Here is a 16452-nt window from a genome sequence, read left to right as displayed (position 1 = left end):
TGTCCTCAGCCGTTCTGGCCGGGGAACAGGTCGCCCAGGTCCGGGATGTTGCCCGGGGACTCCGAGCCGGGCAGCGTGCCCTGACCGGGGAGCGTGCTCCCGCTGTCGCCGCTGCCGTCCGAGCCCTGGTCGTTGCTGGTCGCGTCTTCGGTCTTCGTCGCCAGCGTCACGGGGACGTCGATCGACTTGCCGTCGCGGATCACCGTGAGGGTGACCTCGGTGCCTGAGGCGAGACCGCGGACGAAGCCTGTGAGCGACTCCGCGCCCGTGACGGCCTTGCCGTCGATCGCGACGACCACGTCGTCGGCCTGCAGCCCGGCCTCCGAGGCCGGCGAGCCGTCCGAGACCGTGCCCACGACAGCGCCCTGACGGGTGGTGCCATCGGCCGTGCCTGTGCCGTCGCCGAGCGTGACGCCGAGGAAGGCGTGCTCTGCGGTCCCGGAGTCGATCAGCTGCCCGCCGATGTTCTTCGCGAGGGTCGAGGGGATCGCGAAGCCGAGGCCGATCGAGCCGGACTGGCTCGACGAGCTCGACTGGGACAGCGACGCGATCGACGAGGTGATGCCGATGACCTCACCACGGGAGTTGAAGAGCGGTCCACCGCTGTTGCCCGGGTTGATCGCGGCGTCGATCTGGATCGCGTTGGTGACGACGGGCGCCTGGCTGCTCGCCGAGGTCGCCGTGCTCACGGGGCGGTCGATCGCGGAGACGATGCCCGTGGTCGCGGTGTTCGACAGGCCGAGCGGGTTGCCCACGGCCATCACGGCGTCGCCGACGGTCACCTCGGCCGAGTCGGCGAAGACGGCCGACTGGAGGTCTGAGGGCGGGTCGACGATCTGCACGACCGCGAGGTCTGTCGCGGGGTCGAGACCGGTGATCTTGGCCTCGTACACCCGGCCGTCGGCGAGCGTCACCTGGACGGTGTCGTCGTTCGCGCCGCCGACGACGTGGTCGTTGGTGAGGATGTGGCCCTGGTCGTCGATGATGACGCCCGAGCCCTCGCCCTGGCCCTCGGCCGTCGTCACCTTGATCGCGACCACGGAGGGCGCGACGGCTGCGCTGACGGCCTTCCAGTCGGGCGAGCCGTCGGTCGACTCGGCGACCGGGACGGCCACCGAGCTGTCGTTCTTCTGGCCGACGCTGCTGATGCTCGTCGGGGCCGTGCCCGCGGCGTCGTCCGAGCCGAGCTGGCCCGTCAGCGCGGCGGTGCCGGCGCTGGCGAGCACGGCGGCCAGGACGGCCGTCGTGGCGATCGGCAGCACGAGGCGTCGCTTGGCCGGTGCCGTCGCGACGGCCGTGCCACCGCCCTGCGGGGGCTGCTGACCGAAGGCCGCGCCGTAGCCGTGCTGCTGCTGCTGGGGAGCGTGCTGAGCACCTGCGAAGCCGTGCTGGCCCGAGCCCTGGTGCGTGCTGTAGGTGTCGTGCTGAGGCTGGTGCTCCGACCGGGCGGCGTGCGCCTGCGGCACGGCCTGGGTCCGGGGTGCCTCGGGGACGGGCGGCATCGGCCGGGTCTGCTGCATCGGCTCGATGCGCTCGGTGGGCTGGTTGCCCTGCAGACGGTCAGCGCCGTCCGCGGGGGTTCCGTCTGCTGGTGTGTGCTGAGTCGTCATGGGGGTTCCCTCTCTCCGGGTCTTTCTGCTGACCCCTACTCAACCCCCTCGATCTGTGGCGACCCTTGAACTTTCCTGGGAACTTGCTGCGAATGATGTCCGGTACGCGAGGTGCGGCGGAGCCTCAGCCGCTGAGCGCTGCCGTCACCCGGTCCGCGAGCGCGCGTCCCTGCGCGCCCCGGTCCTGACGGTCGACCACCACCTCGACGACGCTGATCCCCGGGCGGGGCGCGGCGAGCACCTCACGCAGGGCTCCGACGCTGCTGACGGCCTCGTGGTGCACCCCGTACCCGGCGCAGAGCGCACCGAGGTCGGCGCCGTGCGGGGTCGCGAAGACCCTCTCGAAGATGTCCGCGTGCTCGGGGCGTCCGTGCTCGAGGGTCGCGAAGATCGCTCCCCCGTCGTCGTTGACGACCACGACCTGCGCCTGGACGGCGGGTTCGTCGGGCCCGCGGAGCAGACCGCCGACGTCGTGCAAGAACGTGAGGTCTCCGAGCAGGGCACGGACCGTCGTCGGGCCGGTGGCCTGCGCGGCGAGCGCGACGCCGACGACGGTCGAGACCGTGCCGTCGATCCCGGCGAGACCACGGTTCGACACGACGACGGGTGCGTCGTGCCAGGAGGCGACGAGCTCGAGGTCGCGGGCCGGGCTGCTCGACCCGATGACGAGCACGTCGTCAGGCTGGCTGGCCCACGCGACCTCGGCCGCCACGGCGAGCGAGGTGGGACGTGCGCCGGTGCCGGTGCCTGCGTCTGGGCCGGTCCCCCCGTCCCCAGCCACGGTCGTCTCGACCACGGTGCGGGCTGCGGTCGAGGCGGTCTGCCACCTCTCGAGCCACGTGCGCCCGGCCGCAGGGACCGCGCCAGGTCCGTCGGGCTCGCCGAGCCGGTCCGGCCCGCCAGCCTGGTCGAGCCAGGCGGAGGGGACCGCGGCGAGCACGACCGACGCAGAGCGTGCGGCATCAGGCCACTGCTCGGCACCGGGCGCCACGACCACGACCCTCGCCCCCGATCCGAGGAGCGTCTGGACGGGACGGGACACCGTCGGTCGGCCGAGCACCACGACCTGACGGACCTGGGCCGTCAACGGCGAGCCGCCGAGCACGAGGCGGTGCGCAGCGACGAGGTTCGGCCCGCCCGCAGCGCCCGAGGACACCTCGGCGAGCAAGGGCCAGCCACGGGCCTCGGCGAGGAGTCGTGCGACGTCCCCGGCGCCGTCACCGGCGACGACCACCGTCGCCGGCTCGTCGGCGAGAGCGAGGATCTCCGCAGGGGCGTCGGTCACCGTCTCCCGGGGGACCACGCGGGCGAGGACCTGGGGCGACGGCTCGGCACCGCCGTCGACGGCCAGCCCCCGTGAGAGCAGCCCGACGTCAGCGGCCGTCGGGACGAGCGGGTCCCTGTAGGCCAGGTTCACCTGGACCGGCCCTGGGGACGCCGTCCGGCTGCCGGTGGCCGCCGCGACGGCACGACCGAGCTGCGCACGCAGGTCGCCGAGCTCACCCGGACGACCCGTCGGCGCAGGCACGTCGAGGGCGAGCCGGGTCGCCGAGCCGAAGATCCCGACCTGGTCGCCCGTCTGGTTGGCACCCGTGCCCCGCAGCTCGTGCGGGCGGTCTGCAGTGAGCAGGAGCAGCGGGACCCCCGCGTGGTGCGCCTCGAGGACGGCCGGGTGCAGGTTCGCCACAGCAGTCCCGGAGGTCGTCACCACGGCGACAGGTGCGGTCGGCGAGGGGGCAGCCGGCGAGGGGACGTCAGACGAGGAGCCTGCAGTCACCCCGCTCACGGACCGCCCGGCCACGAGACCAGCACCCTTGGCCAGGCCGAGCGCGAGGAAGCCCGCGTCGCGCTCGTCGACACGCACGTGCAGACGCAGACCCGGGTGGCGGCCCGAGCGCACGGCGTGCGCGAGGGCGTAGGCGAGGGGTGCGCTGCGCGACCCCGGTGCGAGGACGACCTCATGGACCCCCAGACCGACCAGGGTCTCGACGAGGGTGTGCGCAGCGACCACCGAGGGAGCCGATGCGCCAGGCTCGGACGGTGCGGCGCTCATGCCGCTCCCCCGCCGTGGCGGGCGGTCTTGGCGGTGCTCGCGACGAGCGCCTCGACGCGGGTCACCCGCTCGGCCCAGCGCCCGGCGACCTCGGGCGCCAGCCTGGCGGCGTCGGTCGCCTCGAGGGTCGCCGGGCTCGGGACAGGACGCCCGACGGCGATCGCCCCGTCGACAGGGAGCAACGGCTCGTCGACGGTGTCCTGCACGAGCAGCTGGGAGGTGGCCAGCCCGCAGGCGTGGTAGAGGCGCGGCAGCGCGGCCGCGAGCGCGACCCCGGCGGCCAGACCGACCGAGCTCTCGAGCGCAGACGACACGACGACGGGCAGCCCGACCTGCTCGGCGAGCTCGAGGCAGGCACGGACCCCGCCGAGGGGCTGGACCTTGAGCACGATGATGTCGGCAGCGTCCTGCCGGACGACCTCGAAGGGATCCTCGGCCCGGCGGACAGACTCGTCGGCGGCGACGGGCACCGAGGTGCGTCGGCGCACGGCTGCGAGGCCGGCGACGTCGGCGCACGGCTGCTCCACGTACTCGAGCCCGCCCGCGGCGCGGTCGAGGTGGACCAGCCTGGAGACGGCCTCGTCGACCTCCCACGCCCCGTTGGCGTCGATGCGGATCCTGCCGCCGGGTCCGAGCGCGTCCCGGACGGCCTCGAGCCGGGCGATCTCCTCGGCGAGGCTCTGCCCCCGCTCGGCGACCTTGACCTTCGCGGTCCGGCAGCCGCCCGAGGCGAGGACGATGCTGCGCGCACGCTCCGGGTCGGTCGCCGGGACGGTGACGTTGACGGGCACGTGGCTGCGCACCGGGGCGGGCCAGCCGAGGTCGGCGGCCTCGCGGGCCGCAGACCACCAGGCGGCGGACTCCGCGTCGTCGTAGTCCCAGAAGGGCGAGAACTCGCCCCAGCCGGCTGCTCCCTCGAGCAGGACGCCGTCGCGGGCCTCGAGGCCTCGGAACCGCGTGGTCAGGGGGGTCGTGTAGACGTGCACCTGACCAGGTTAGGCCCCGGCGGCCGCGGGCTGGAGCGCGAGCAGCGTGCGCCGCAGGAGGAGCTCGGCGTGCACCCGCACGTCGCCGCCCTCGCTGAGCGCCGACACCGCAGCCCCGTCGACGACGGCCACGACGATCTCGGGGCCCACAGGGATGTCCAGCAGGTCGACGATCTGCGTGACGGCCTCGTCGAGCCCTGCGCGCCCGGCCGCGTACGCGCCGGCGAGGGTGTCGTCGCGTCCCGCGCTCACGAGGTGCTCGTAGTGGCCGCGGACGGCGAGGGGACCGCCCGCCGGCAGGACGGCGTCGACGAGCACGGCGCACCGGCGCTCGAGCGAGAGCACCGCGGCGACGGAGCCAGGTCGCCCGAGGACTTCAGGCACCCCTGCGGTCGCACCTGCGGTCAGCTCTGCTGTCAGCTCTGCCCTCACCTCGGCTGTCAGGTCGGCTGTCACCTCAGCCGTCACAGCGGCGAGCACGGCGTCGGCGTGGACCGCCCACCGCTCCGCGAGCCGGGTCCCTGCGGCGCCCACGAGGTCGTCGAGAGAGGCGAAGTAGTACGTGGTCGCCGCGAGGGGAACGTCGGCACGCTGCGCGATGGTCCTGTGCGTGAGGGTCGAGGGGCCGGCCTCGACGACCAGGGCGGCGGCGGCCTCGACGATCGCGTCGCGGCGCGCGGCCCCCCGGGGTTGGCGGCGCAGCGGCGTGGTCACCCGCAGACCATAGCGAGGCTCTGTGACCGGCATGTTTCGGGGCGGTCGCGGCGCGGGCGCTGTCGCCTAGGGTGGGTGCGTGAGCTCTCTCCCCGCACCTGTGTCCCAGACCTTCGACCCCGAGAGGTGGCGCCTGGTCGCCGGCTTCGAGGAGCTGACCGACATCACGTACCACCGCGGCGTGGACAGGACAGGCGAGCACGAGCGCGACCTCCCCGTGGTGCGTATCGCCTTCGACAGGCCAGAGGTCCGCAACGCCTTCCGTCCGCACACCGTGGACGAGCTGCACAGGGTGATGGACCACGCGCGCATGACCTCCGACGTCGCCGCGGTGATCCTCACCGGCAACGGGCCGAGCCCCAAGGACGGCGGCTGGGCCTTCTGCTCAGGTGGCGACCAGCGCATCCGAGGGCGTGACGGCTACAGGTACACGACGGCCGACGAGTCCGGCTCTGCGGCGCAGACGGCCGACCACATCGACCCAGCCCAGGCCGGTCGGCTGCACATCCTCGAGGTCCAGCGGCTCATGCGGACCATGCCGAAGGTGGTCATCGCCGTGGTCAACGGCTGGGCGGCCGGCGGCGGTCACTCGCTCCACGTCGTGGCGGACCTGTCGATCGCGAGCCGCGAGCACGCACGGTTCAAGCAGACCGACGCGAACGTGGGGTCCTTCGACGCAGGCTACGGCTCGGCCCTCTTCGCCCGGCAGGTGGGCCAGAAGCGGGCGCGCGAGGTGTTCTTCCTCGCCCGGGAGTACTCGGCGCAGGACGCCTACGAGTGGGGCGCCGTGAACGAGGTGGCCGACCACGCCGACGTGGAAGACCTCGCCCTCGAGTACGCGCGGACCATCGCGACGAAGTCGCCCCAGGCGATCCGGATGCTCAAGTTCGCCTTCAACCTGGCCGACGACGGGCTCGCGGGCCAGCAGGTCTTCGCCGGTGAGGCGACGCGTCTGGCGTACATGACGGACGAGGCCGTCGAGGGCCGGGACGCGTTCCTCGAGCGGCGGGACCCCGACTGGTCGGCGTACCCGTACTACTTCTGAGCAGGACGCCTGCTGCTCGGCGGGACCCCCGGGGGGGCAGCGGCAGTTCAGCGGGACGCTGGGGGACAGCGGCCACGAGTCAGCGATCAGACTCAGCCGTGCGACCCAGCCGTGGGGCTCAGGGCGCCGCGAGGAACGAGCCGACGAAGGAGATCACCTCGCGGCCGAAGTACGCCGCCGCGACGCTCAGCAGGACGAGCGCGCCGAAGGCCAGCAGGACGGGGACCACGGATGCTGCGCGACGCGGCTCGTCGGTCGAGTCGTAGCCGGTGACGGCCCGCGAGGTGACGGACCTGCGGACCGAGGGCGTCGTCGCGCGCGCTGAGCGTGCGGTGCGAGCCGGACGGATCGGGAGCCTGGGGTGCGTGAAGGTTGCCATGACTCGATCTTTCCCTCGCGCGGGCGCGGGCACATCGGGCCGACGGATGGTCGTGGTCCCCCGGCCGTCATGCGTCAGGCTGACCCCGGCGGACCGGGGTCAGCCTGACGGATGAGTCAGCTCACCGAGAAGGAGCCGCCGTCGCTGGGGACGAGCTCGACCCAGGTGTTCCCCGGCGCCAGCCGGACCGGCTGACCGTCAGCCCCGGTGAGCGTGGTCGGAGCCGACGAGCTCTCCTTGCTCCACGTCGCCGGGACGGACTTCCCACCCGAGACGACGAGCGCCTCGCCCGTCCCGATGACCTGGGTCTCCGGCACGGGGGTGCCTGCAGGGTCGACGAACTCGGTGTTGAAGATGTCCACGCTGAGCACCACGACCGAGGTGGCTCCGAGCTGCTCGCCCGTCACCGAGACCGCCGGTGTGGTCCCCTCCGAACGCAGGTAGCGACCTGACGCCTCGTCCCACGCCCACGAGGGGCTGCTGTAGCCGGACATCCTCACGGAGAGGTTCGCCGCAGGCGTCCCTGCCGCCGTCGAGGCGCTCTCGGCGTCGGAGGCGAAGGCGAACTGCTCAGCCGGGGAGTTGAGGTGCTCGGCATCTGCCTGAGCGGTGAACTCGGCGAGGGTGCCGTAGACGTTGTGCGGAGCCCGGCGGTCCGACGACCGGGCGAACCCGGCGTCGCCACGGTCGTTGGAGACGACCTGCAGCCCGCTGGCCGTGACGGCGTCGACGAAGGGCGGCTGCCCGCCGGAGAAGACCATGAGGCCGACGAGCGGCGCGATGATGTGCGCGTCCATCGGGCGTACGGACCGGATGGGCCCCACGACCTCGGGCTGCTGAGAGTGGTAGACGGCGATGTACCGGGTGACACCGCCCTCGACGACCTCTTCCCAGACGACGTCCGCCGCCTCGAGCCCGGTCTGCGGGCGCGCCTCGCGGGAGTTCTCGATCTTCACGGCCAGCGCAGGCCGGTTGACGAGCTCGTCGCTGGCGACGCCGGTGAGCGGCCACGTCGAGGGGACGACAGGCTCGGGTGCGCCGGCACGGTCAGCCGTGGCGTCAGGCGTGGCGCCCACGGTCGTCGTCCCGCCGCCCGCTCCCGAGGAGCAGGCCGCCAGCAGCAGCGCCGTCGAGACGAGCGCGACTGCGAGCCTCGTCCGGCTCTGCTGCCGGGCGGTTCCGGTCGGCGTGCGGTGGTGTCGCTGCACGTGGGGGCTCCCTCGTCACGGGCTCTGAGGCCGTCTGGTGCTGAGCGCGCGGGCCTGTGCTGGGCACGGCCGCTGCGCGCGGGTCGAGACAAGAGTAGGACCCGACCTACTCTGGTCTGGTGAAGGACCCGGCTGAAACCTCCCCGAGCGCGACCCACCTCGCGGCAGACGACGCCCGACGGCGTGTCGAGGCCGCCTTCGACGCCGCCCCGGGCAGCACGACAGCGTGCGTCGTGGTCCCGACCTCTGGCTCGACCGGTGAACCTCGACGCGTGCAGGTCTCCGGCAGCGCGCTGCGCGCCTCCGGGACGGCGACCGCGACGAGGCTCGGCGGCCACGGCTCGTGGCTCCTCGCCCTGCCCACCACGCACGTGGCCGGGCTGCAGGTGGTCGCCAGGTCTGTGCTCGCCGGGACCGTGCCTGTGGTCCTCGACCTCGCGCACACCTTCCGTGGCGCGGCCTTCGCGGCCGCAGCAGACCAGGTCGAGGGCACGCGGCGCTACACCTCGCTCGTGCCCACGCAGGTGCACAGGCTGATCGCAGAGGCTCGTGGCGGGGACTCTGCAGGGCTCGACGCGCTCGCCTCCTTCGACGCCGTGCTGCTCGGCGGCGCGGCCACCCCGGCCCCTGTCCTCGCCGAGCTCCGTGCCGCAGGCGTCAGGGTGGTCACCACCTACGGCATGAGCGAGACGGCGGGCGGCTGCGTCTACGACGGTCGTCCCCTCGACGGGGTCACGGTCCGCACGGTCGACGGGCGCGTGCAGATCTCCGGGCCGGTCTTGGCCGACGGCTATGTCGACGACCCAGAGGCGACCGCGGCGGCCTTCGTGACCGACCTCCCGGCAACCCCAGCACCGGACCCGGCCCCAGGTGCGGGATCTCCTGCCCGGTCCGGCGCCGGGTCAGGCCCAGCCCGGTGGTTCCGGACGAGCGACCTCGGCGAGCTGGCCCCCGACGGGACGCTCAGGGTGCTCGGTCGGGCCGACGACGTCATCATCAGCGGCGGTGTCAACGTCGCTCCGGCAGCAGTCGAGGCCGTCCTCGTCGGCCTCCCCGAGGTCAGCGAGGTCTGCGTGGTCGGGGTGCCGGATCCCGAGTGGGGCGAGGTCGTCGTCGCGGTCGTCACGCCGGCGCTCGACGGCACCGACGTGTCGCAGGACACCCTCCTCGCCGAGGCCCGGTCCCACGTCACCGATATCCTGGGAGCGCCGGCCGCACCCCGCCACGTCGTCGTCACCGACGCCCTCGCGCTCCGCGGACCCGGAAAGGTCGACCGCCGTGCGGTCGCGCTGCTCGCGGCGCGTCGTCTCGGACGACCGACCTCGACGTCCGACCGCTGAACGGAGCACCATGGCCACCTCCTCCGAGTGGGTCGCAGGGGCACGCCCCCGCACCCTCCCCGCCGCCGCGACCCCCGTGATGGTGGGCTCGGGCGCAGCGGCGCAGATCGACGCCTTCCACCTCGGTGCCGCGCTCCTCGCCCTGGTGGTCGCCGTCGCGCTCCAGGTGGGCGTCAACTACGCCAACGACTACTCCGACGGCGTGCGCGGCACGGACGCGGACAGGGTCGGCCCGCTGCGACTGACGGGCTCGGGCGCCGCCCAGCCCTCGCAGGTCAAGACCGCCGCCTTCGCGGCCTTCGGCGTCGGCGCCCTCGCAGGTCTCGCGCTCGTCGTCATCACCGGGCACTGGTGGCTCGTCGCCGTCGGCGTGCTCTCGATCGCAGCGGCCTGGTACTACACGGGCGGCAAGAACCCCTACGGCTACCGCGGTCTGGGTGAGGTCGGCGTCTTCGTCTTCTTCGGCCTCGTGGCTGTGCTCGGCACCACCTACACCCAGGCAGACCAGATCACGGTCCCCGCGGTCCTGGGAGCCGTCGCGGTCGGTCTGCTCGCCTGCGCGATCCTCATGGTCAACAACATCCGCGACGTGCCGACCGACATGCTCGTGGGCAAGCGGACGCTGGCCGTGCGCCTCGGAGAGTTCCGGGCACGGCGGGTCTACGTGCTGATGATCTGGCTGCCGCTGCTGCTCGGTCTGCTCTGCGCCTTCGCGAACGGCTGGGCTGTCATCGTGCTGCTGCTGGCCTTCCCGGCCGTCCTGCTCACGCTGCCGGTGATCGCCGGGGCGCGTGGCCTGCTGCTCGTACCGGTCCTCGCGGGGACCGGCATGTACGAGCTCGGCTTCGGCCTACTTCTCGGGGTCGGTCTCGCGATCTGACGCGACCGGCACCTCGCCGGGAGCGGGCGTGGCCTGCACGGCGGGGGCCTGGTCGTCGACCGTGACCGTCGCCGCACGCGCCGGCTGCGCGGCGGACGCGTCGATCGCCTCGTCCTCGTCGGCGTTGTCGCGGTCGAGGCGCTCGGTGAGCTGCACCCCGCTCGTCTGACGCTGCGTGCGACGCGTGGCGATGTACAGCGCAGCGGCCTCTCGCTGACGGCTCAGCGCGAGGTACGAGACCAGCAGCGCGACGAGGATCGCGACGACCCCGAGCAGCCAGCCGCGCATACCCACGAGGTAGAGCACGATGCCGACGACGACGATCAGGGCGATCCGCAGCGCGGAGTAGATGATGAAGGGCACGCTCCCAGACTAAACGCTTAGGCTGGAGGGATGCTCCGAGTACTCGCAGTCATCGCCGCCTTCGCCCTGCTCGTCTACGCCCTCAGCGACTTCGCCACGAGCGACGAGCGCGACAGGGGCGGGATCCCGAAGTGGCTGTGGGTGATCATCATCGTGGTGCTCGTGTACTTCGGTCCGCTCGCCTGGATCGCGTACAGCCGGTCGCGGCGCTCAGCCGCAGCCCCCGCCTCCGGACGCGCCTCCTTCCCTGGCGCCCCGGCCCGCGGCCGCCGTCGTCCGAACCAGCCTGTCGCCCCTGACGACGACCCCGACTTCCTGTGGCGGCTGGCCCGCGAGCAGCGCGAGCAGGCCCGCCGCGAGGGCGCAGCCGTCCAGCCTGACGAGCTCCTGGACGGCGACCCGCGCGCCGACAGCCCGGCAGCCCCCACGGGCGACGTGGTCGACCCGCCTCGGGCCCCCCAGGACCCGAGCAGCCTCGGGACCGACGGGACGCACGGCGACGCGAGCAGCGAGAGCACCGACGGGCACGACGACACCGACGGCAGCACCCCGAGCCGCGGCCCCTCGGTCTGACGACGCAGCACCGCGCAGGCTCGCCCCGGCGCACCCCGCACGACGGGCACGACGCACGACAGCCACCCCGCACGACGGCTGCACCGCACGACGCGCCACCGCACGACGGCTACCCCGCCCGAAGAGAAGACCCCCAGCACCGTGACGGTGCTGGGGGTCTTAACTTTGTGGGAGAGCTGCCGGGTGAGCCAGGCTCAGATGCCGGAGTAGGAGTGCTTCCCGGTGAAGAGCAGGTTCACACCCGTAAAGTTGAACAGCACGCAGGCGTAGCCGACCACGACGAACCAGGCGGCACGTCGACCGGCCCAGCCGCGGGTCGTGCGGGCGTGGAGGTAGGCCGCGTAGACGACCCAGATGACAAAGCTCCAGACCTCCTTGGGGTCCCAGCCCCACGCGCGGCCCCAGGCGTCCTCGGCCCAGATCGCGCCGCCGATGATCGTGAAGGTCCACAGCACGAAGCCCACGGCGTTGAGCCTGAAGCTCAGCGCCTCGAGGGCCGTGGGCGTGGGGATCTGGTCGAGGAAGCGCCAGTTCATCAGGCGCCAGGCGGCCACGTTGCGGCCCCGCACGACTGTGCCCTCGCCGCGGAGCAGCGTCGAGCCGTTGTCGCGGGAGTCACGGAGCAGCTGGAGGGCGCTCGTCGCGAAGGACACCGTGAAGATGCCCGTCGCCGTCACGGCGACACCGACGTGGATCACGAGCCAGTAGTTCTGCAGCGCCGGCTGGACCTCGTCGGCCACCACGTGGAACACGTTGAGCCCGAGCACCAGGAACATGGCACTGAGGAAGGTCACGACGACGCCGAGGAACCTCACGTCGACCTTGAGCTGGAGCAGCAGGAACAGCCCGACGGCCACGAAGGTCCCGCTGAGCCAGAACTCGTACATGTTGGCCCACGGCACGTGACCGGCCGCGACCCAGCGGGTCGCGAAGGCAGCCGCGTGGATCAGGAACCCGATCGTGGTGGTCGACATCGCGATGCCGAGGGCCTTGCTGCGACGGCGCTCTTCGACGAGCTCGGAGGGTGCGGTCGCCGACGACACGCCGTACTGCTCGGGGCCGCCGCTGCCGGCCAGGACGGTGGTCTTGGCTGCGCGTGCGGTCTTGCGCTGCACCATCGCGTCGGTCACCTGGGAGAGGTCCATCGCGAAGGCGATCATCGCGACGGTGTACGCGGTCGCGGCCCCCCACGCGAGGAGATCGCTGATCTCAGAGAGGTTCATCGGTCGGCCTTTCGGGTGCTGCTGTCGGGGGTGCTGGTGCCGTGCTGCGGGTGGGTCAGGTCCTCGGGGAGCGCCGGGAGGGCGTGGAGCAGCGCGTCGACCTCGCCCTGGAGGCCGGTGTCGTCGCCGCGCGCGAGCCCGGCCACCTCGACCACTGTACGTCGGACGGTCCGGCCGCTGCCGTCGGGGTCCGGGGCCTCGTCCTGGGTCGCACGGACCCAGATGCGTCGGCGCGGGGTGAAGAGCGAGACAGAGACGCCGAGGAGGGCGCCGAGGGAGGAGGCGAGCAGCCAGCCGAGCGTCGGGTCGTGCCGCAGGTCGAGGGCGACGAAGCGGGGCAGCGCGTCGAACTCGATGGTCCCGAGCCCGTCCGGGAGGTCCACGGTCTCGCCCTGGCCGACGAGCAGCGTGACTGCCGTGCCGTCCTCCTCGAGGGACTGCGTCATGCCGTCGGTGTCGAGCCTGTACACGTTCTGCGGCACCCCGTCGTCGAGCCCGAGGTCGCCGTGGAACACGGTCAGCACGAGCATCGGGTTGATGGGGTCCGGGAAGATCGACCGGGCACCGGAGTCGGTCACCTCGGCTGTCGGGAGCAGATAGCCGACGAGGCCGACCTGCTCCCCCGTCGAGACGTCGGGGACCTTGATGACGCCCTGGGAGGTGTAGACGTCGTCCTGCGGCAGGAACGGCACCGACCCCGCGAAGGCGATCTCGCCGGCAGAGTCACGGACCGTGACGCTCGGTGCGAAGCCGTTGCCCTGCAGGTAGATCTTCGCCCCCGACTGGTCGAGCGGGTGGTTGACCTTGATCTGGTCGGCACGCTCGGTGCCGTCGGTCTCGCGGACCGTGACGAAGGCCGTGAAGTCCTGCGCCTTGGCGTCGGTGATGCGGAACTGGGACTCGAAGGAGTCGAGGGTCATCGAGAAGGGCTCGAGGCTGTTCTCGTCGAAGAGCGCCCCCGACTCGAAGGTGTCGTAGTCGACGACAGAGTTGGCGAAGCCGCGACCCTCGACGACGATCGCCTGCCCGCGGTACTCGAGCATCTGCCCGGCACCGAAGGAGATGAGGATGCCCAGCAGGCTGATGTGGAACACCAGGTTGCCGGTCTCGCGCAGGTAGCCGCGCTCCGCGCTCACGGTCAGCGCTCCGCTCGGCTCGACGTCGGTGACCACACGGAAGGCGGGCAGACCGAGATAGCGGCGGCGCAGGTGCTTCACGGCCGCGGCCGAGACGTCCTCAGGGCTCACGAGATCCGCCGGTGCCAGGTAGCGGCCCCGGGCCGGGAATCTCGCGAAGCGGCGAGGCGTGCGCGGCGGCGCCGTGCGCAGCGCGTGCAGGTGCGCCTTGGTGCGCGGCAGGATGCACCCGACGAGGGAGGTGAACAGCAAGATGTAGATGGCCGAGAACCACACCGAGGCGTACACGTCGAAGAACCCGAGTCGGTTGAGCCACTCTCCGAGCGTCGGGTTGTCGATCATGTACTGCGCGACGGCCGCAGGGTCCTGCTTCTGCTGCGGGAACACCGAGCCGGGCACGGCCGCGACGGCGAGCAGCATGAGCAGGAACAGCGCGACCCGCATCGAGGTGAGCTGGCGCCACGCGAAGCGCAGCATCCCGACCGCGCCGAGCCTGGGGACGGTCGGCCCGGGGCTGGTCGTCGAGGTGTCGGCCGCCCCGCTGAACTCGTCGGCGATGCCTTCAGGGCGGTACGAGCCGCCTGCGGTCGTCCCGCTGGTGTCGTCGGCCATCAGACCAGAGTCTCCGTCCCGCTGATGAGGCCCTGCATGGACCTCGTGAGCTCGCCCCACAGGCCGGTGACGAGGGCGAGGCCGACGAGGACGAGGAGCGCCCCGCCGATCCTCATGACGGCGAGGCGGTGCTTGCGCAGGAACGCGACGCCTCGCGTGCTGGACTGCAGCCCGAGGGCGAGCAGCAAGAAGGGCAGCCCGAGGCCGATGCAGTACGCGACCGCGAGGATCCCGCCGCGCAGCGCCGAGCCCTCCTGGAAGGCGAGGGCGTTGATCGCCACGAGGGTCGGGCCCATGCACGGGGCCCAGCCGAGCCCGAAGGCGAAGCCGAGCAGCGGCGCGCCCCACAGGCTGGCGCGGGGGCTCACGTGCATCCGCCGCTCACGCTGGAGGGCAGGCACGGCCCCGAGGAAGGCGAGACCCATGACGATCACGACGACCCCGAGGACCCGGGTGATGACGTCTTCCCAGCGGATCAGGAAGGACCCGACGGTGCCGCTGACGATCCCGATGGCCACGTACACGACCGTGAAGCCGAGGACGAAGAGGCTCACGCCGAGCAGCAGCCTGCCGCGACCGGCCGAGGCACGGCCCGGGGCGCCGGGGTCGGAGACGCTCGACGCCGACAGCCCGCTGACGAAGCCGAGGTAGCCGGGGACGAGGGGCAGCACGCAGGGTGACGCGAAGGAGATGAACCCTGCGAGCAGCGCGACAGGGACCGCGAGGATCATCGCGCCGCTGAACGCCGTGGTCGCGAAGGTCTCGCCGATGCCGGCAGCCTGGGTCTGCAGGGCCGGACCGGCCCCGATGAGCGTGTGCACGGTGGAGATCAAGCCCCTGCCGGCTCGGCGAGGACGTCGTCGATCAGCCCGTCGAGCGTGGTCGCGTCGACCTGGCCGAGGACGCGTGCCGCGACCCGGCCCTGGCGGTCCAGGACGACCGTCGTCGGCACGGCACGGACCGGCACGACCTCCTGGAGGGAGGCGACGACCGAGCCGTCGGTGTCGGCGATCGAGGGCCAGGTGATGTCGTGCTCACGCTCGAAGGCGAGGGCGGCACCGGCGTCGTCGACGCCGTTGATGCCGATGAACCTCACCCCGTCGTCCGCGCGGTCTGTCGCGACGGTCAGCAGGTCGGGCGCCTCGGCGCGGCACGGCGGGCAGGCCGCGTACCAGGTGTTGAGGACGACCACGGCGTCCTCGTCGGAGCGGGTGGCGACAGGCTCGCCCTCGAAGTCGACTCCCGAGAGGTCGACCACGTCGCCCCGCTCGTCGAGCGACCAGGTCCGCAGGCTGCCGTCGCCCGACTGGTACCCCTGGCCCTGGACGTCGTCAGGGTTGGTATTCCCGGAGTCGGAGGCGCAGCCGGCGAGCAGGAGCGCTGCGCCGGCCAGGACGGACACCGCCACGGCGGCGCGGGGTCGTCGGGCACCTCGTCGGCCGGGCTGGGAGACGGACGTCAGGCGGGGGCGGAGAAGAGCAGGGTGCACCCGCCCACTATCCCCGATGTCACTGAGAGATGTCTGAGAAGCCGGTCGTCCCACGGTGTGACGTGGGCGACCGGCCTCCCTGACGAGGACGACCGTCAGGCTCCCGAGACGCCCGATGCTCCGGGCAGCAGGGCCGCCGCGGGCTCTGTGTAGTGGAGGCCGACGAGGCGGTCGCCGTCGAAGCGCAGCGAGGTCACCGAGGCGAGCGAGCACTGACGCTTGCGGGGGTCGTGCCAGAGCCGCTTGTTCTCGAAGGCCTGGCGCGCGATCCAGATCGGCAGCTGGTGGCTGACGAGCACTGCCTCGTGACCCTCGGCCTGCTGGCGGGCGGTCTCGACAGCAGCGTGCATGCGCGCGACCTGCTCCTTGTAGGCCTCGCCCCACGACGGGCGGAAGGGGTTGATGAGGTGCGGCCAGTGCTCGGGGTGCCGCAGGGACCCGTCGCCCACGCCGAAGGTCTTGCCCTCGAAGTAGTTGCCCGCCTCGATGAGGCGTTCGTCGGTGCCGAGCTCGAGGCCGAGACCTGCGGCGATCGGGGTCGCGGTCTCCTGCGCGCGCTGGAGCGGCGAGGCCGTGACGACGGTGATGTCGAAGTCCCCTGCCGAGAAGTGGTCGGCGACGCGCTGGGCCATCTGGTGCCCCAGCTCGGAGAGGTGGTAGCCCGGGATCCGTCCGTAGAGGATCTTCTCGGGGTTGAAGACTTCGCCGTGTCGCATGAGGTGCACTGTGGTGGTGGCCATGGGCCCATCCTCCCAAACTTCTCGCGCGCCCCCTTCATGCACGGCCGCACGCCGTCACACAGTCACCCGAGCCGGACGCGGCGCCCGGTCCGCGCCGGGTG

Annotated in this window: 16 protein-coding genes; 4 read left to right on the top strand and 12 right to left on the bottom strand. The window is 72.5% G+C overall.

Annotated features, from left to right (window positions below):
- Positions 1–5: 5 nt before the first annotated feature.
- From SANBI_RS03585 to SANBI_RS03570, 4 genes are all read right to left on the bottom strand, one after another.
- Positions 6–1610 (bottom strand): S1C family serine protease, encoded by a 1605-nt coding sequence (locus tag SANBI_RS03585; RefSeq protein ID WP_319159002.1) that lies wholly within the window; start codon positions 1608–1610, stop codon positions 6–8.
- A 124-nt stretch (positions 1611–1734) separates the two neighbouring features.
- Positions 1735–3663: a 2-succinyl-5-enolpyruvyl-6-hydroxy-3-cyclohexene-1-carboxylic-acid synthase gene (gene menD / locus SANBI_RS03580; protein WP_319158998.1), complete on the bottom strand. Its 1929-nt coding sequence runs from the start codon at positions 3661–3663 to the stop codon at positions 1735–1737.
- Entirely contained in the window at positions 3660–4649 is a 990-nt protein-coding gene (locus SANBI_RS03575) for an o-succinylbenzoate synthase (protein WP_319158996.1), read from the bottom strand. The genes menD and SANBI_RS03575 overlap by 4 nt, the downstream gene beginning before the upstream one ends.
- A 9-nt stretch (positions 4650–4658) precedes the next feature.
- Positions 4659–5363 carry a hypothetical protein gene (locus tag SANBI_RS03570; RefSeq protein ID WP_319158993.1) on the bottom strand — a complete coding sequence of 235 codons (705 nt, stop codon included), beginning with the start codon at positions 5361–5363 and terminating at the stop codon, positions 4659–4661.
- A gap of 79 nt (positions 5364–5442) precedes the next feature.
- On the opposite strand from SANBI_RS03570, the gene SANBI_RS03565 reads away from it, so the two are divergent.
- A complete protein-coding gene (locus SANBI_RS03565) occupies positions 5443–6408 on the top strand; it encodes a 1,4-dihydroxy-2-naphthoyl-CoA synthase (RefSeq protein ID WP_319158985.1) in 966 nt (321 codons plus the stop codon).
- Positions 6409–6526: 118 nt separating this feature from the next.
- Here the strand turns inward: SANBI_RS03565 and SANBI_RS03560 are convergent, their stop codons facing one another.
- Entirely contained in the window at positions 6527–6787 is a 261-nt protein-coding gene (locus tag SANBI_RS03560; RefSeq protein ID WP_319158983.1) for a hypothetical protein, read from the bottom strand.
- 116 nt (positions 6788–6903) lie between these two features.
- Entirely contained in the window at positions 6904–7995 is a 1092-nt protein-coding gene (locus SANBI_RS03555) for a DUF3048 domain-containing protein (protein WP_319158981.1), read from the bottom strand.
- Positions 7996–8114: 119 nt separating this feature from the next.
- On the opposite strand from SANBI_RS03555, the gene SANBI_RS03550 reads away from it, so the two are divergent.
- Both SANBI_RS03550 and SANBI_RS03545 read left to right on the top strand, forming a co-directional pair.
- Positions 8115–9335 carry an AMP-binding protein gene (locus SANBI_RS03550; protein ID WP_319158979.1) on the top strand — a complete coding sequence of 407 codons (1221 nt, stop codon included), beginning with the start codon at positions 8115–8117 and terminating at the stop codon, positions 9333–9335.
- Positions 9336–9345: 10 nt separating this feature from the next.
- On the top strand, positions 9346–10215 hold the full coding sequence (locus SANBI_RS03545; RefSeq protein WP_319158977.1) for a 1,4-dihydroxy-2-naphthoate polyprenyltransferase: 870 nt from the start codon (positions 9346–9348) through the stop codon (positions 10213–10215).
- Here SANBI_RS03545 and SANBI_RS03540 read toward each other — a convergent pair.
- Positions 10186–10578, bottom strand: coding sequence for a DUF4229 domain-containing protein (locus tag SANBI_RS03540; protein WP_319158975.1), 393 nt, complete (start codon positions 10576–10578; stop codon positions 10186–10188). The two genes, SANBI_RS03545 and SANBI_RS03540, sit on opposite strands and share 30 nt — an antisense overlap.
- Before the next feature lie 30 nt (positions 10579–10608).
- On the opposite strand from SANBI_RS03540, the gene SANBI_RS03535 reads away from it, so the two are divergent.
- Positions 10609–11151 carry a PLD nuclease N-terminal domain-containing protein gene (locus tag SANBI_RS03535; RefSeq protein ID WP_319158973.1) on the top strand — a complete coding sequence of 181 codons (543 nt, stop codon included), beginning with the start codon at positions 10609–10611 and terminating at the stop codon, positions 11149–11151.
- 194 nt (positions 11152–11345) lie between these two features.
- Here SANBI_RS03535 and ccsB read toward each other — a convergent pair whose 3' ends face one another.
- The 5 genes from ccsB to SANBI_RS03510 all read right to left on the bottom strand — a co-directional run bounded on the left by ccsB (position 11346) and on the right by SANBI_RS03510 (position 16351).
- Entirely contained in the window at positions 11346–12374 is a 1029-nt protein-coding gene (gene ccsB / locus SANBI_RS03530) for a c-type cytochrome biogenesis protein CcsB (RefSeq protein ID WP_319158971.1), read from the bottom strand.
- Positions 12371–14122: a cytochrome c biogenesis protein ResB gene (gene resB, locus SANBI_RS03525; protein ID WP_319158969.1), complete on the bottom strand. Its 1752-nt coding sequence runs from the start codon at positions 14120–14122 to the stop codon at positions 12371–12373. Before resB ends, ccsB begins: the two co-directional genes overlap by 4 nt.
- Entirely contained in the window at positions 14122–14943 is an 822-nt protein-coding gene (locus SANBI_RS03520; RefSeq protein WP_082544246.1) for a cytochrome c biogenesis CcdA family protein, read from the bottom strand. Before SANBI_RS03520 ends, resB begins: the two co-directional genes overlap by 1 nt.
- An 8-nt stretch (positions 14944–14951) precedes the next feature.
- A complete protein-coding gene (locus tag SANBI_RS03515) occupies positions 14952–15497 on the bottom strand; it encodes a TlpA family protein disulfide reductase (RefSeq protein ID WP_319161169.1) in 546 nt (181 codons plus the stop codon).
- Between the two features lie 209 nt (positions 15498–15706).
- Positions 15707–16351, bottom strand: a complete 645-nt coding sequence (locus tag SANBI_RS03510; protein ID WP_056136541.1) for a histidine phosphatase family protein — start codon at positions 16349–16351, stop codon at positions 15707–15709.
- Positions 16352–16452 lie beyond the last annotated feature (101 nt).

The sequence above is a fragment of the Sanguibacter biliveldensis genome (assembly GCF_033798665.1).
Lineage (GTDB): Bacteria > Actinomycetota > Actinomycetes > Actinomycetales > Cellulomonadaceae > Sanguibacter > Sanguibacter inulinus.
Note: the sequence above shows the minus strand (reverse complement) of the source record. Positions and strands in the feature narration are given on the sequence as shown.

What these genes read in the sequence shown, in the direction of transcription:
- SANBI_RS03585 (WP_319159002.1), bottom strand. Translation starts at nt 1,610, where the DNA reads ATGACGACTCAGCACACACCAGCAGACGGAACCCCCGCGGACGGCGCT.
- menD (WP_319158998.1), bottom strand. Translation starts at nt 3,663, where the DNA reads ATGAGCGCCGCACCGTCCGAGCCTGGCGCATCGGCTCCCTCGGTGGTC.
- SANBI_RS03560 (WP_319158983.1), bottom strand. Translation starts at nt 6,787, where the DNA reads ATGGCAACCTTCACGCACCCCAGGCTCCCGATCCGTCCGGCTCGCACC.
- SANBI_RS03545 (WP_319158977.1), top strand. Translation starts at nt 9,346, where the DNA reads ATGGCCACCTCCTCCGAGTGGGTCGCAGGGGCACGCCCCCGCACCCTC.
- SANBI_RS03535 (WP_319158973.1), top strand. Translation starts at nt 10,609, where the DNA reads ATGCTCCGAGTACTCGCAGTCATCGCCGCCTTCGCCCTGCTCGTCTAC.
- ccsB (WP_319158971.1), bottom strand. Translation starts at nt 12,374, where the DNA reads ATGAACCTCTCTGAGATCAGCGATCTCCTCGCGTGGGGGGCCGCGACC.
- resB (WP_319158969.1), bottom strand. Translation starts at nt 14,122, where the DNA reads ATGGCCGACGACACCAGCGGGACGACCGCAGGCGGCTCGTACCGCCCT.
- SANBI_RS03510 (WP_056136541.1), bottom strand. Translation starts at nt 16,351, where the DNA reads ATGGCCACCACCACAGTGCACCTCATGCGACACGGCGAAGTCTTCAAC.